Source organism: Maricaulis sp. (assembly GCF_048270095.1).
Lineage (GTDB): Bacteria > Pseudomonadota > Alphaproteobacteria > Caulobacterales > Maricaulaceae > Maricaulis.
In genome coordinates, this window is sequence record NZ_JBLWTL010000030.1 from 1 (window position 1) to 14,313 (window position 14,313).

At 62.1% G+C, this 14,313-nt stretch carries 13 protein-coding genes; 5 read left to right on the forward strand and 8 right to left on the reverse strand.

The features are described from left to right. Window positions 1–575: 575 nt before the first annotated feature. The 6 genes from ACN0YJ_RS13170 to uvrC form a co-directional block, all read right to left on the reverse strand. Window positions 576–1,046 (reverse strand): hypothetical protein, encoded by a 471-nt coding sequence (locus ACN0YJ_RS13170; protein ID WP_417496470.1) that lies wholly within the window; start codon window positions 1,044–1,046, stop codon window positions 576–578. After that, complete coding sequence (locus ACN0YJ_RS13175; RefSeq protein ID WP_417496471.1) at window positions 1,039–1,794, reverse strand: hypothetical protein; 756 nt, start codon at window positions 1,792–1,794, stop codon at window positions 1,039–1,041. The genes ACN0YJ_RS13170 and ACN0YJ_RS13175 overlap by 8 nt, the downstream gene beginning before the upstream one ends. 410 nt (window positions 1,795–2,204) lie before the next feature. Beyond that, on the reverse strand, window positions 2,205–3,524 hold the full coding sequence (locus tag ACN0YJ_RS13180) for an ATP-binding protein (RefSeq protein ID WP_417496472.1): 1,320 nt from the start codon (window positions 3,522–3,524) through the stop codon (window positions 2,205–2,207). 7 nt (window positions 3,525–3,531) lie between these two features. Then, window positions 3,532–4,233 (reverse strand): response regulator transcription factor, encoded by a 702-nt coding sequence (locus ACN0YJ_RS13185; RefSeq protein WP_417477532.1) that lies wholly within the window; start codon window positions 4,231–4,233, stop codon window positions 3,532–3,534. Between the two features lie 79 nt (window positions 4,234–4,312). Further along, complete coding sequence (locus ACN0YJ_RS13190; RefSeq protein WP_417496473.1) at window positions 4,313–4,912, reverse strand: CDP-alcohol phosphatidyltransferase family protein; 600 nt, start codon at window positions 4,910–4,912, stop codon at window positions 4,313–4,315. Window positions 4,913–4,917: 5 nt separating this feature from the next. Further along, entirely contained in the window at window positions 4,918–6,810 is a 1,893-nt protein-coding gene (gene uvrC / locus ACN0YJ_RS13195) for an excinuclease ABC subunit UvrC (RefSeq protein WP_417496474.1), read from the reverse strand. Here uvrC and ACN0YJ_RS13200 point away from each other — a divergent pair. Then, on the forward strand, window positions 6,809–7,552 hold the full coding sequence (locus tag ACN0YJ_RS13200; protein WP_417496475.1) for an SDR family oxidoreductase: 744 nt from the start codon (window positions 6,809–6,811) through the stop codon (window positions 7,550–7,552). The two genes, uvrC and ACN0YJ_RS13200, sit on opposite strands and share 2 nt — an antisense overlap. Window positions 7,553–7,618: 66 nt before the next feature. On the opposite strand, the gene ACN0YJ_RS13205 is transcribed toward ACN0YJ_RS13200, so the two are convergent. After that, on the reverse strand, window positions 7,619–7,963 hold the full coding sequence (locus tag ACN0YJ_RS13205; RefSeq protein ID WP_417477528.1) for a dihydroneopterin aldolase: 345 nt from the start codon (window positions 7,961–7,963) through the stop codon (window positions 7,619–7,621). A 216-nt stretch (window positions 7,964–8,179) separates the two neighbouring features. Here ACN0YJ_RS13205 and ACN0YJ_RS13210 point away from each other — a divergent pair, with 216 nt between their 5' ends. Continuing rightward, window positions 8,180–9,244, forward strand: coding sequence for a serine hydrolase domain-containing protein (locus ACN0YJ_RS13210; protein ID WP_417496476.1), 1,065 nt, complete (start codon window positions 8,180–8,182; stop codon window positions 9,242–9,244). Between the two features lie 20 nt (window positions 9,245–9,264). On the opposite strand, the gene ACN0YJ_RS13215 is transcribed toward ACN0YJ_RS13210, so the two are convergent. After that, window positions 9,265–10,251 carry a calcium/sodium antiporter gene (locus ACN0YJ_RS13215; RefSeq protein ID WP_417496477.1) on the reverse strand — a complete coding sequence of 329 codons (987 nt, stop codon included), beginning with the start codon at window positions 10,249–10,251 and terminating at the stop codon, window positions 9,265–9,267. Window positions 10,252–10,438: 187 nt separating this feature from the next. Between ACN0YJ_RS13215 and ACN0YJ_RS13220 the strand changes: the two genes are divergently transcribed. The 3 genes from ACN0YJ_RS13220 to ACN0YJ_RS13230 all read left to right on the forward strand — a co-directional run bounded on the left by ACN0YJ_RS13220 (window position 10,439) and on the right by ACN0YJ_RS13230 (window position 14,289). Further along, window positions 10,439–10,909: an NUDIX domain-containing protein gene (locus ACN0YJ_RS13220; protein WP_417496478.1), complete on the forward strand. Its 471-nt coding sequence runs from the start codon at window positions 10,439–10,441 to the stop codon at window positions 10,907–10,909. A 111-nt stretch (window positions 10,910–11,020) separates the two neighbouring features. Next, window positions 11,021–13,342 carry an ATP-binding protein gene (locus ACN0YJ_RS13225; RefSeq protein WP_417496479.1) on the forward strand — a complete coding sequence of 774 codons (2,322 nt, stop codon included), beginning with the start codon at window positions 11,021–11,023 and terminating at the stop codon, window positions 13,340–13,342. A gap of 467 nt (window positions 13,343–13,809) precedes the next feature. Further along, window positions 13,810–14,289, forward strand: a complete 480-nt coding sequence (locus ACN0YJ_RS13230) for a response regulator (protein ID WP_417496480.1) — start codon at window positions 13,810–13,812, stop codon at window positions 14,287–14,289. Window positions 14,290–14,313 lie beyond the last annotated feature (24 nt).

Below are 14,313 nucleotides of genomic sequence, written 5' to 3' on the forward strand. Positions count from 1 at the left end.
CTCCGACCGCTTCGCGGCCACCTCTTCCATCAAGGAAGAGGAGGTGATGATGCCCACCGCCTCGATTGCCACCCTCCTCTTCCTTGATGGAAGAGGTGCGCCGGACGTCAGTCCGGGGCGGAGCTGGTGAGGATGACGAGCGCGGCGATGGATAGGGGGCTCTGGTACACGTCCCTCTGAGCCGCGTGCCCGGCGCGCCGCGCCCCACCAAAAACCTTATGCCGGGATTCCGCCATCCGAGGTCCAGCACTGTCAAGGCGCATGCCCGCTTCGCGGCGCCGAAGGCGGCCTTGACAGCGCTGGACCTCGGATGGCCCACTGGCTGGCAAGAGGTTTATGGGTTGGAGTGCGCCTTGGGGCGCGGAGAAGTCGAGGGCGTTCGGGGTGGGCGCTAGGCACAGTATTGCGTGTGTCCCCAATTATTCATTTGTGATGTAATTCATTACCGCGCTGGGCACCTTAGTATATTGATCAAGCCGGTTGGGAAAACGGTACGTGTCCCCGTTTATTTCATCGCCCGCAACTGGGCTTCAGATTTTGCTTCGCTATTCACTTTCCACCCCCGCCTTCTACGCTCATGCGGTCGGAGGGCCATCGCCGTCGTCCATATCCACAACGCCGAAAGCCACTTGGTAAACATCGAACATACATAGGAGGTATAAGCCCAATATCCACACCACAGCCGCGTATATAATTGCGGTAGCAGTATCATTGTCTATTGAGCCCTTTGCGATAACCAAGATCAACGCTGCAAGAAAACCCCAAAATATGTACCAAGAATTATCTTTAAGTTCCCTTTTTACGTCAGCAGCCGCCGCGATTAATTTTTCATTGTTCCCAAACTTTTTTGACACGACACGGTTGATAGCAAGATGAATGTTAGCCACTGACGCCAGGGTCACCGTAAGTATTACCGACATGAGGGCTAAAACTTCATGGTTCATCAAACCGTTTAAAACTGTATTTTGAATTAAAAGATCTGGCTTGCATATGCAAGCTGCCGCAAGAACCGCTGCAAGAGCAATTAATAATACAATTTTAATCATCGTCTCCCTCCTGCTCTATTTCTTGATTCAAGTGCAATGCTGCACCGGCTACTTTTATCTCTTCGCCTTCGCGCGGCATTGCGCTTTCAGGGATGGTCGCGATTTTCTTAGAGTCGCGGCTATCGTACAGCTTTTTGTTCCCTTTTTTCAGGACCACTTTTCCAGCCCCTTCACTCGCGTATTCGACGGCAGATTCTACAAACTCACCCTCTGGCGTGACGGCACCCTGCTTGTTTTTCAGGGCATACTCTGACTTTTCAGCGTTGGTCTGCTCTTTCGCAAGACGATCAAAGTCTTTGAATCGGTCAAAGCCCTTGAGGCCATTCGGCGGGTTAAACTCAAAGCCAAGCTCAGTTATTTCACCGCGGTACTTTTCAGCCGCGGCCCAAAAACCACGCTTCTGCGTAACATATTCAACGTCCGTGTGCCATGCGACGCCTTTGCGGTCTCGAAGCCTGGCCTCGACCAAATGCTCAATGACACTGTGCGCACTACCAACGTCACCACGTCGTTCAACAGCGACGAACTGCTGCCCTTGGTTGGCGTTTACCGTGATGAACGCGGCCTTCCAGGTCTTGTGAGGTTGGAGGGCAAATAGGCTTTCAGGCCCCGCGTTCTCCAATTCAGATATTTGCTTGCCTATAAACCCTGCAAGACAGCCCGGCGGTAGAGCCTTCGATGCGGTTGGCACATAAGAAAATAACGAATTCCTATGAAAGAAATCGAGCCGTGAATTGAAGAGGGACACTATATACTCTTGACGCGACTCCGGCGGGGCTCTCCGCGAAGAGTTGTCCAGCGGACCCATCGTTGGGATAGAAAGTGATAGCCTCAGAAACTCGAACGTCGCCATGAAATACTCCCCCGTGGTCCGGAGAGTTGATCACAACCAATCTTCAATGTGTAGTAGAATTGCCTTCACATGTTTCAGGGGGGGAACTGCGTCGCATTTCTTTGAATCGAATCGCGAACAAAGCGATTGTATGTCGCATTTTCGAGTTCTGGTGTTGCGACCATTCCAGCGACAGCTTGGGCGCGATATCCATTGGTATCAGAGCCATAAACAAATGGGGCACACGCCACTAATTGCGCCTCAATGGGTGGATTGAAAGTCATTGGCAGCCGGCGCGTTTTCACCGCGGCCGCGCTCCCAATCCCTTACCCCGGCAGACTCAAACAAGCCCGCAGCCCCCCCATCGGGCTTTTGCTCAGCCTGATCTCGCCGCCATGACCGCGCGCCACATCGCGGGCGATGGCCAGGCCGAGGCCTACCCCCTTGCGGTTGGGGTTGCGGCTTTCGTCGAGGCGGTTGAAGGGTTTGAGGGCGTCTTCGTATTGGTCGGGCGGGATGCCGGGGCCGTCATCATCGACCAGGATTTCGATGCGGCCGGCATCGGCGCAGCGGATCGAGACGGCGACATTTTCGCCGTGTTCGCGGGCGTTGTTGACCAGATTTGAGAGTGAGCGCTTGACCGAGCCGGGGCGGATATCGGCCTCGATCGGCTCGCCGGCGACCAGATCGATATGGCTGCCGGCACGGCGGGCATCCTCGATCACGTCCTCGACCAGCGCATTGAGATCGGTGCGCGAGGTTTCCTCATTGGCCTGGCCGCGGGCGAAATCGAGATATTCGTCGAGCATGTCCTGCATTTCGGTGATGTCGCGTTTGGCATCCTCGCGCTCCGGCGTGTCGGGCATCAGGGCCAGTTGCAGGCGCAGGCGGGTGAGCGGGGTGCGCAGATCATGGCTGACGCCGGCGAGCAGGGCGGTGCGCTGTTCGAGCTGACGCCTGAGGCGGTCGCGCATTTTCAGGAAGGCATGGGCGGCCTGTCTCACCTCGGTGGCGCCGGCGGGGCGGAAATGCGCCACATCCTGGCCGCGGCCGAACTGCTCCGCCGCATCGGCCAGCCGCCGGATCGGCTTGATCTGGTTGCGGATGAAAATGACCGAGACCCCGGTCAGGATGGTCGTCGCGCCGATAATCCACAAAAGGAAGATATTCCCCGTCGTCGCAAACACCCGTTCGCGCAGGGCGATATAGCGCAATATGCCGCCATCCACCTCGACCCGGATATCGACATAATTGGGATAGCGCGTGGTATCGAACCAGAAATTCTGTGTCAGCTGACCGGAGAGGGCGCGTTGCAGCGTGCGGTCGAGGGTGCGGAAGAAGGAGGTGCGGCGTGCGGTCGGCAGGGTCTCGCCGGGGCGGAAATCGACCGAGAGCCGCATCGTCGTCATGGCGATCTCGGCCTGGCGGCGGAAGGCGTCGGGATTGGCACGATCATCCTCATACAGCGTTGTCATCATGGCGATATCGCCGGCGACGCCGTCCGAGAGGCGGCTGGTGACCGTCTCCCAATGCTGTTCGAAGAAGGACCACACCACCGCGACCTGCATCAGCGCCACCGGCAGGACGAAGATCAGCAGGGTGCGCGCAAACAGGCCGCGCGGCAGGAAGCGGCGGAAGGCGCTCATGGCCCGCTCACGGGCCGAAGACCGGGTCGGCGGCGAGCTTGTAGCCCTCGCCGCGCACCGTTTGCAGGTGCATCGGCTCCTTGGGGTCGTCCTCGATCTTGCGGCGCAGGCGTGTGACCTGGACATCGACGGCGCGTTCGCCGCCGCCGGTATGATCCGACAGCGTCAGGCGCGAGACGACCTGGCCGGGCATGGAGGCGAGGGCGGCGAGCAGGGCCGCTTCGCCGCCGGTCAGCCGCACGGGCACGCCGCCGCGCTGCAGCATTTCGCGTTCGATATCGAAATGCCAATCGCCGAAACTGACGCGCTGGATCGCCGCCGCGGCCGGGCGCGCCCGGCGCAGGATGGCATGGATGCGCAGGGCCAGTTCTTCCGGCTCGAAGGGTTTGGGCAGATAATCATCGGCGCCGAGGGAGAGGCCCTTGATACGGTCTTCCGCATCGCCGCGCGCGGTTAAAAGGATGATCGGCGTTTCGGCATGTTTGCGGATCGCCGCCGTCAGCTCGAAGCCGTTCATGCCCGGCATCATCACGTCGAGGATCAAAAGGTCGAAACTCAGCGAGTTGAGCGTCGACAGCGCCTTGGCCGCATTGGGGGCCGTGGAAACGCGAAAGCCGCGCCCCTGCAGGAAACGCTTCAGCAGGGCCCGGATCCGGTCATCATCATCGACCACCAGGATATGGGCTTCATCACCCGCGCTCTCGACCATGCCATCTCCCAAAACCGATCACGCCAACATGACCCGCGCGTGCGACTTGCTCAAGGTGTGGCCCGCATCCGGGCCGGTTCTATTTGCGAAAATAATTCCAGGCCGTCAGCAGGCTCAGCGCGGCGGTGACCCAGAGCGCGCCGATCCAGGCCAGCAGGAGGATATCATGGCTGGTCCAGCCCAGCGGCTGGGCGATCAACGGGAAGCCGGCAACGATCATGGCGAGCGCGGTTTTCAACTTGGCCGCGGGCGAGACAGCCAGCGCTGTGCTGCCGGGGGCGCCGGGCAGGAGGCGCGCCGCGGTCATGGCGGCATCGCGGGCGACCAGGGCGAAGACCGGCACCGCGATATCAACCGGCGTGCCCAGGATCAGCATGTAGACGATGAGATAGGCATTCACGAGGAGTTTGTCGGCGATCGGATCGAGGATTTCGCCGAGCACCGATCCGGCATTCCAGCGCCGGGCGAGCCAGCCATCGAGCCAGTCGGTCGCGGCGGCGACGACAAAGGCAATCACCGCAAACACCGCCAGCGCGCGCGCCGCCAGCACCGGATCGCCAAGCCAGAGCGGCACCAGACCTGATTGTGACCATTGATAGGAGGTCCACAGGGCTACCGCGCCGCCGAGCGCCAGAAGAATGCGCAGGATCGTCAGAATATTGGGGATTTGCCGATGCATGGGTCTCACCTCTGGAACCAGTCATGGATGGTTTTGGCCATCGCTTTGGAGACGCCGTCAACCGCTTCCAGATCGGCCAGCGCCGCATCGCGCACCGATTTGGCCGAGCCGAAATGCGCCAGCAAGGCTTTCTTCCGCGACGGGCCGATGCCCGGCACATCATCGAGCGGGTTGTCGGCCATCTGTTTCTTGCGCTTGGCCCGGTGGCCGCCGATCGCGAAGCGGTGGGCTTCATCGCGCAGTCTTTGCAGATAATACAGCACCGGGTCTTTTTGCGGCAATTTGAAGGGTGGTTTGCCCGGCAGGTAGAAGGCCTCGCGTCCGGCATCGCGCTCGGGACCCTTGGCGATGGCGGCGATACAGATGCCGCTGATGCCGAGCTCTTCGACCACACCCATCACCTTGGATAATTGCCCGGCGCCGCCATCGATCAGGATCAGGTCGGGCACCGGTGCGCCATCATCGCGCTCCTTGATCAGGCGCGAGAAACGCCGCCGCAGCATCGCCGCCATCATCGCGAAATCATCATCGGTGGCGGCATCAGAGCCGGTCATGTTGAAGCGGCGATAATGGTTTTTCTCAAAGCCTTCCGGCCCGGCGACAATCATCGCGCCGAGCGCATTCGTGCCCTGGATATGGGAATTGTCATAGACCTCGATGCGTTGCGGCAAGGTCTCGAGATTGAAGACGCGTTGCACGCCCTTGAGCAGGTGCGCCTGGGAGGCGCTCTCCGAGAGCTTGCGCGCCAGCGCTTCGCGGGCATTGGCGGCGGTGCGCTCGACCAGCTTGCGCTTCTCGCCGCGGCTGGGGCGGTGCAGTGTCACCTTGCGGTCGGCCTTCAGGCTCAGCGCCTCGCCCAGCAAGTCCTGGTCCTCGACATCATGCGACATCAGGAGCAGGGCTGGCGGCGGCTTGTTGTCGTAGAATTGGGCGATGAAGGCGGCCAGCACCTCACCGGGCTCGACATCGCTCTCATGGCGCGGGAAGAAGGATTGATTGCCCCAGTTCTGGCCGGCCCGGAAGAAGAAGACCTGGACGCAGGAGCGGCCGCCATCCTGGGCGACGGCGATGACATCGGCTTCCTCGACACCGTCCGGATTGATGCCCTGGTCGGTGGTCACCGCGGCAATGGCCCGGATCCGGTCGCGCAGGCGCGCGGCGCTTTCATAATCGAGCGCTTCGGCAGCGGCTTGCATGCGAAGCTGTAGATCCTCGCGCAGGGCATTGGACTTGCCGCGCAGGAAATCGGTCGCCTGGGAAACCAGTTCGCCATAGGCGTCCGGCGCGATCAGATCGACACAAGGCGCGGCGCAACGCTTGATCTGGTGCAGCATGCACGGGCGGGTGCGGCCCTCATAGACACTGTCGGAACAGGTGCGGACCAGGAAGGCTTTTTGCAGCGTATTGAGGGTCTGGTTGACGGCACCGGCCGAGGCGAAGGGCCCGAAATAATCGCCCTTGGCATTGTGGGCGCCGCGATGCTTGGTGAGTTGCGGCGCGGCATGATCACGGCGGATCAGGATATAGGGGAAGCTCTTGTCGTCGCGCAGCAGGATATTATAGCGCGGTTTGAGACGCTTGATCAGATTGGCTTCGAGCAGAAGGGCTTCGGTCTCGGTCTCGGTAACGACGAATTCCATCGTCTTCGTCAGCGCGATCATCAGGGCAATGCGGTTGGAATGGCCGCGCCCATTGGCATAATTGCCGACGCGATTCTTCAGATTGCGCGCCTTGCCGACATACAGGACCGTGCCATCCTCGGCGAACATGCGATAAACACCCGGCTTCGACGGCAGGTGTTTGACATAGTCGGCGATGATTTGCGCACCGCTGCGCGATTGCACCGGCGGCGCGGACGGGTCATTGATCGGCCCGGAAGGTGTTTCAGGAGACGTCATGTCTGACAAGATCGCGCTCGTTACTGGTGGCGGCAAGCGCCTGGGTGCCAAAATAGCGTGCGCCCTGGCCGAGGATGGCTGGCACGTCATCATTCACTATAACAGCTCGGGCACGCAGGCGCGTGCGATTGAAGCGGTGATCCGTGAAGCCGGGGGTTCGGCAAGCACGGTGCAGTTCGATCTCGCCGACAGCGCCGGTGTCAAACGCTTTGCGGACGGTCTGGGCCGGCTTGACCTGCTGGTGAATTCGGCCTCGGTGTTCCAGCAGGACCGCCCCGAAAATGTCGAGGCCGCCGCGCTCGAACAGGCCCTGCGGGTCAATCTGATGGCGCCGGTCCTGCTCGCTTCGGCGATGGCCAAGCCCCATGAAACCCGCGCGTCGGGCTGTGTCATCAATCTGCTCGACCAGAAGCTTTTCAATCTCAATCCGGACTTCTTTTCCTACACGCTCGCCAAACACGCTTTGCTCAGTGCGACCACGACCATGGCGATGGCGCTGGCGCCGCGGGTTCGCGTGAACGCCATTGCGCCGGGGCTCACCCTGCCGTCGGGGACACAGAGCGAGGCGGAGTTCGAACGCGCTCACCAGACCAATCCAATGCAGGGCGGTTCAACGCCGGATGATATAGTGCGCGCGGTCCGCTTCATCGTCGCGACGCCGTCAATGACCGGCGAAACGATCACGATTGATGGCGGCGAACATTTGATGCGCCGGATCCGGGATGTCTCGATCGAGCCGTGAGGCTGACGCATTTTCAGCCAGGGTGGATACCGGTTTTGCGCTTCGAAACTGGGGCAATTCAGCAGGCTAGAGCGTGACCCGGGCAATCACGGATTTGCAGGCCACGGTCCGCGGGGATTTGGTCACCGCGACGGTGACTTCGTGCACATGCTCGAGGGTTTTCAACGCCTCGGCAATCGTGACGCAGAGGGTTTCCGCCAGATTATAGTGGCGGGCATCGATCACGCGGCGGACCGTGTCGGCGATGTCGTCATAGCTCGCCGTCTCATGGATGGAATCCTGTTGCGGCGTGCTGGAAAGCTTGATCTTGACGTCGATCAGGATCGTCTGGCGATCCTCGAGTTCGAAGCTGTGGATCCCCAGGGCAGCATCCATCTGCAGGCCGACGACTTCGATTTCGATCATGGACATGCAGCGCCTAGCTCACAAAAGGTGAGCGGTTGGATAGGTCATGAACGGCGTGCGATCAAGCAGGGCCACGCAGGCGTCAGAATCGGCAGGCGCGATGCGCGTCCTCACTCACATCTGTGTGATGCCGGTGTTTTGCGATTTCCGGCGTGATCCGGGTAGTGCTTCACTGTGCTGGCCGCGGCGCGTGGACCGGGCGCGAAATTGATGAGGGCAGGGATGAAGGCGTGGGTATCGGGTCTGACTGCGATGCTGGTGCTGTCGGTGGCGGGGCCCGCAAGCGCCGCAGCGCAGACGACCCCACCAGTCTATGCGCTCGATTGCGATCGTGCCGAGGCCTATAGCCGCCAGGCGCGCGGGGTCGCGGTCATCATCGTGCATGCCGGCGATATTGTGTGCGAACGCTATGCGGACGGGATTGAGCCCGATGAGGTCTGGGAGATCGCCAGCGGCGTCAAAAGCTTCACTGGGGTCATGGCAGCAGCGGCCGTGCAGGACGGTCTGCTATCGCTGGACGAACGCGCGGCCGATACGCTGACCGAATGGCAAGATGATCCGGAACGCGCCGCAATCACCGTCAGACATCTCCTCTCCCAGAGCAGCGGTCTGGCTCTGCCGCGCGAATCCAGTCGTTTGCCCGGCTATCGCGCCGCGATCCAGACGCGGGCCCGAACCCGGCCGGGTGAGGTATTCGCCTATGGCCCACGGCATTTCCAGGCGTTCGGGGAGCTCTTGCGGCGCAAGCTGGAGGCGGCCGGGCTCGATGCGACGCCGGCACATTATCTCGGGCGCCGAGTGTTGGCGCCGCTCGGGATCGATGTGCGCAATTGGGCGGCAGTCGATGGCATGCCCGTTCTGTCGGAGGGCGCCTCGATCTCGCCGCTCGACTGGGCCCGCTTTGGCCATTTCGTGCTGCATGACGGCGATGCGGACGGGACCGGGCTGGTCGATTCGGCTGCAATGGCAGCCCTGTTCGAACCGTCAGCGGCCAATCCGGCTTATGGTCTGGGCTGGTGGTTGCCGCATCCGCGGCATGCCGGAAGTCGTGGTGCGCGCGGGGCCCGGGGTTTTCTTGATACGCTGGGGGCGGGCGCAGACTTTCCGGAGCTCCACGTTGCCGCCGGTGCCGGCGGGCAGCGGCTCTACCTGTTTCCGGAACTGGATCTGGTGGTCGTGCGCATGACGCGCGGTGTCGACCAGGACCCGGCGACGCGTAGCCGGGTCTGGTCAGACCGGCGTTTCATCGAGCATTTGCTGGTGCCGCAGGCGGCGGTCACGCCCTGACGGGCCGCTCCGCCGAGGCATCAGCCCAGGGCGGACCGGGCGAGCACGGCGATATAGCCGAGATAGCCTGCGAAGAGCAGGGCGCCGAGGACGCGGGTGATCGGGCGTTTCAGAAGCACGATGGCAGCGATCAGGGCGCTGGCACCGAGCATGACCCAGAAGTCGAGCACAAAGAAACTCTCGGAAATTTCCAGCGACGTGCCGGTCAGGCCCGCGGCCAGGCCGGTCGCGCCACCGACGGCGAAAACATTGAAGATATTCGAGCCGAGCACATTGCCGATCGCCAGATCCGCCTGGCGGCGAACCGAGGCCATGACGACGGTGGCCAGCTCGGGCAGTGATGTGCCCAGGGCCACGGCGGTCAGTCCGATGAGGGCCGGTTCGACATGGAGGTCCTGTGCCGCGGCGATACCGCCGGTCACAATCATCTGGGCGCCAACGGGCAGGGCGACCAGACCACCGGCCAGGGCCAGAAGGATGGAGGGCAGTGTTTTGGGCAGCCCGTCCATATGTTCGATATCGGTCAGCTCGGCGAGGGTCGGGTCACCGGTCGCCTTGCGGGCCTGCAGGCCAAGCAGGGCGACATAGCCGACAATCGCTGCGAGCAGGATCCAGCCTTCAGTCAGCGTGATCTGCCGATCCCAGGCGATCACGATCAGGGCGACCGCTGCCAGGAGGGCGAATATCGCATTCCGGCGCAGGCCCGGTGTGGTGGTGTGAATGGTGCCGAACAGGGCAGGCAGGCCCAGTACCAGCAGGAAGTTGGCGATATTGGAGCCGACGATATTGCCGACCGCCAGGCCGGGGGCGCCGGTCAGGGCCGATTGCACGCTGACGACCAGCTCCGGTGCAGATGTCCCGAAGGCGACAATGGTCAGGCCGACCAGTAGATTCGGCAGACGCCAGAGGCGGGCGAGCGCAGCGCCGCCGCGAACGAGGAAGTCGCCCCCGAACAACAGGAGGACGATTCCGGCCAGGATGAGCGGGACGTATTGGATAGCGTGCATGGATTTACCGGGCGCTGCGGATCAGGACTTAGTCGAGGCGGCGAAATTCGATAAGATTGAGCAGGGCGAACACGGCCACAACGAGGCCAACAGCGATCAGGGCATACATGGAAAACCTCTCCGGAAAAGCATGGGCAATGGGCGTTCATAGCGCGCCGCTGCCTGAGTGGCCAGCGCCGGTTTCGGTATGAGGTGGCGAGCCCATATCGAGCCCTTTGCGCGGCCCTTCATGCAGGCCTGCTGGCGCCTGACGCGCGGCGCAACCCTGGGGGTGCGCGCGGTTGCCGAGCGGCCGGACGGCCGCATCGCCCTGGTCCGTCACACCTATATCAATGGCTGGCATCTGCCCGGCGGCGGCGTTGAAGCGGGCGAAACCGCGATCGAGGCTGTTGGCCGCGAACTGGCCGAGGAGGCGGGTGTCCGGCTGACAGACCCGCCGGAACTGCTGGGGATTTTTGCGAATCACTCGGCGTTCCGCGGTGATCACGTTCTGCTTTACAGGGCCTGCGGCTGGGTTGATTGCGAATCGCAAAGTCAGGGGGAGATCGAATGTGTTGACTGGTTTTCCCCGACCGATTTGCCGGCGGGAACCGCGGCGGGCACGCAGCGGCGGATTGGGGAGATATATCAGGGCGCTGCGCGCGTTCCGCATTGGTGAGTGTAATTTGCACGCCGATGATGAAAATCGGCTAGGCTTGAAAATTGTGGGGCGGTCCGGGGATTGTTTTCGCAGGATGCAGCCAAGCTCGCGAGGCCGGGGTCGATTGAAATGAAGGACAATGCCGAGGCGAAGCTGCCGGTCGATCCGGCGACGGGCCCGCAAGAGCCGGGGTCCCCCTGGCAGCGCGCGGTCGAGGCCGATGGCTGGTTCGGCCTCATCCTGCCCGGCATCCTGGCGCTGAGTTTCATCCTGATCGTTTTCCTCGCCGTGATGGCGGGCGACCGCGCGCTTGTGGCCTCGGCGCGCGAGACCAATGCGGCGACGCTGAATTCGGTGCTGGCCAGCACCATGCAGCGCTTTGAGGAATGGGCCGTAAACCAGGAACGGCATGCTGCGGTCTGGGCGGGCAATGAACTTGTCCAGCAATCGCTCGAGGACTTGCTCGCCACTCCCGAATTATCCTCGATCGCTGCGGCGCCGGCCCAGCTCAGTTTGCGCACGACGCTGGGGCCATGGCTGACCGAGTATGGCTTTCGGGGGTTTTACGTCCTCGGCGCCAACGGTGTGATCCTGTCTTCAGTCCGCAATTCCGATCTTGGCCAGCCCTCGCCCATTCTCAGCCTGGTCGATACCAACCGGCTGCGGGCGGGCCGTGCCATCCTCACCCGGCCGCAAATTGTCGATGCCCCTGCGCTGGATGGCGATCCGGGCTGGACGGGGCTGGATGAGGAAATGGCGATGTATGTCATTGCGCCAATCCTCTCGGGCACGTCCGTGCGGGGCTATTTCGCGCTGCGCATTGATCCGCTGGCCGAATATAGCTCGACCTTCCGGGTTGGGCGGACCGGCCTGTCGGGGGAAACCTATGCCGTTGATCGCAGTGGCCGCCTGCTGTCGGAAACCCGGTATGCGCCGGAATTCCGGACCGCCGGCCTGCTGGCGCAGGGGCATCCGTCCATGCTGCACCTGGAGGTCCGCGATCCCGGCCGGAATGTGACCCATGGCGAAGCTCCCTCAACGCCGTATACGACCTGGCCGCTGACCGTCGCCGCGGAGTCTGTGACGGCGGGCGAGCGTGGCTCAAACCTGACCGGCTACCGCGATGCGCTTGGGATTCCGGTGATGGGGGCCTGGGCCTGGGATCCGGCCCGCGAAATCGGGGCGATCACCGAGATCGAGCTTGGCGAGGCCCTGGCCGGTGTCAATCGCGCCCGCGCCGTACTGCGCGTCTTCGCCGTGGCAATGGCGCTCTGCTTCATTCTTATCGCCATCCTGTTCAATACCCACCGCACGATCAGCCGGAATCGTGCGCGCCAGACGGTCGAGACGACGCAGCGGTTTCGCCGCATCCTGATGACGGTCGCCGAGGGCATGTATGGCCTCGACCGGGCCGGGCGGGTGACCTTCATCAATCCGTGTGCCTGTGACATGCTGGGCTATACCGAAGAGGAATTGATCGGGAAGTCGCTCCATTCCATCATTCATCATTCCAGGCGAGACGGTACGCCCTATCCCGAGCATGAATGTCCCATCTCCGTCGGCATGGCCGATGACATTACCGAGGAATATTTCTGGACCAAGGCCGGTGAGTGCATTCCGATCGAGTTTTCCGTCTCCGCCATTGATGCTGATGATCCAGAGGCGGGGAGCGTGGTGACATTCCGCGACATTACCCGGCGCAAGCGCGACGAGCTGGTCCTGCTGCGCTATGCGCAGGAATTGAAGCGGTCGAATGCGGAATTGCAGGAATTTGCCTATGCCGCCTCCCATGATCTCCAGGAGCCCTTGCGCAAGATCCAGGCCTTTGGCGAGCGCCTGCACAAGAAATACCACGCCTCGCTGGACGAGACCGGTCAACACTATCTGGACCGAATGGTCGATGCGGCCTCGCGTATGCGGCAATTGATCGATGACTTGCTGGGCTATTCGCGGGTCAATTCGAAGACGAGCACATTCCAGCCGGTCGATCTGTCACAAGTCCTGGCCGATGTGATTTCGGATCTGGAGCCTCGGATCGCGTCGGAAGGCGCCAATGTTCGCATCGGCACTCTGCCGGCCATCGAGGCCGACCAGACCCAGATGCACCAGCTCTTCCTCAACCTCCTGTCCAACTCGATGAAGTTTCATCGCAAAGACGTCCAGCCCTCAATCCTGATCGAGGGGAGTGTCGAGGTCGGCGATGTCGGCGCTGTCGCGCGCATTGCCGTCACCGATAATGGCATTGGTTTCGAGGCCCGCCATGCCGAGCGGATTTTCGGCATGTTTGAACGCTTGCATGGGCGTGATGAGTTCGACGGGACCGGCGTGGGCCTGGCGACTTGCCGCAAGATCGTCGAGCATCATTCCGGGACGCTCGTGGCCTGGGGCGAACCGGATGCCGGCGCGGTCTTCACAATCACCTTGCCGATTCGCCAGACGGTCGACGCCTGACCGGCCAACACTGACACGGCTGCGTGATCAGGCGCCGGGGTGACGCCTGATCATGGTTGCGGCAAACAATTTACAGTTGTTGTCTGTGGTGCTCGACGGCGGCGCCCCGCCAATTAACACATCGCCGCATTGGCGAGCCTTCGAGCTCGTTCCAGGGCCGCGCGCACAGGCGTCACCGTCAGGGATGAGCCGGAAATGCGCCGTGAAACAAATGGGTTGCTGCGCTTTCACTGACCCGCTGACGGACGGCTAGCGTCGTGAGCTTCCGGCTCCGGACCGTTCGTGACGCGCGCTGTGCGGGGCCGACGCCGGTTGTCAGGCCGCGGCGTTGGCGCGGTCCCGGGCCTGCGGGTGCGACCGATACAGGTTTGCGCATGGTATTCGCCTTGATCTTGCGCGAATGACGCGAGAAACTGCCCATATGGAACAGCCGCGAACGCGCGGTGGCCGCGATGAGGCTTTTCAAGATGAGCAATGCCGACCGCCTATTCACATTCCTGATGGTGGATGACGATCCCGATGACCGTATGTTGTTCAAGGAGGCCTGCGACGAGGTCCGCTTGCGCAATCCGGTCGAGTTTCTCGAAAATGGCGAACAGCTTGTCGATTACCTCAATCGCAAGGGCCCCTATGCGGCCCTCGCGGATCAGCCTCTGCCGGGCATCATTCTGCTCGACCTGAACATGCCGCTGAAGGATGGCCGCGAGGCGCTTGAGGAAATCAAGGCGACCGCCGAGCTGCGCCACATTCCGGTCATCGTGCTGACGACCTCCAAGAATGAGGATGATATTCTCTCGAGCTATGGTCTCGGGGCTTCCTCCTACATCGTCAAACCGGTCTCGCTCGACCGCCTGATGCGTGTGGTCAATTCGATCGGTGAGTATTGGGTCCAGATCGTTGAGGTTCCCGATGGGGGCGCAAGGGTGGAGCTTTCCGATATCGACTGACCGGCTCCGGTTCCCGGCCCTCGC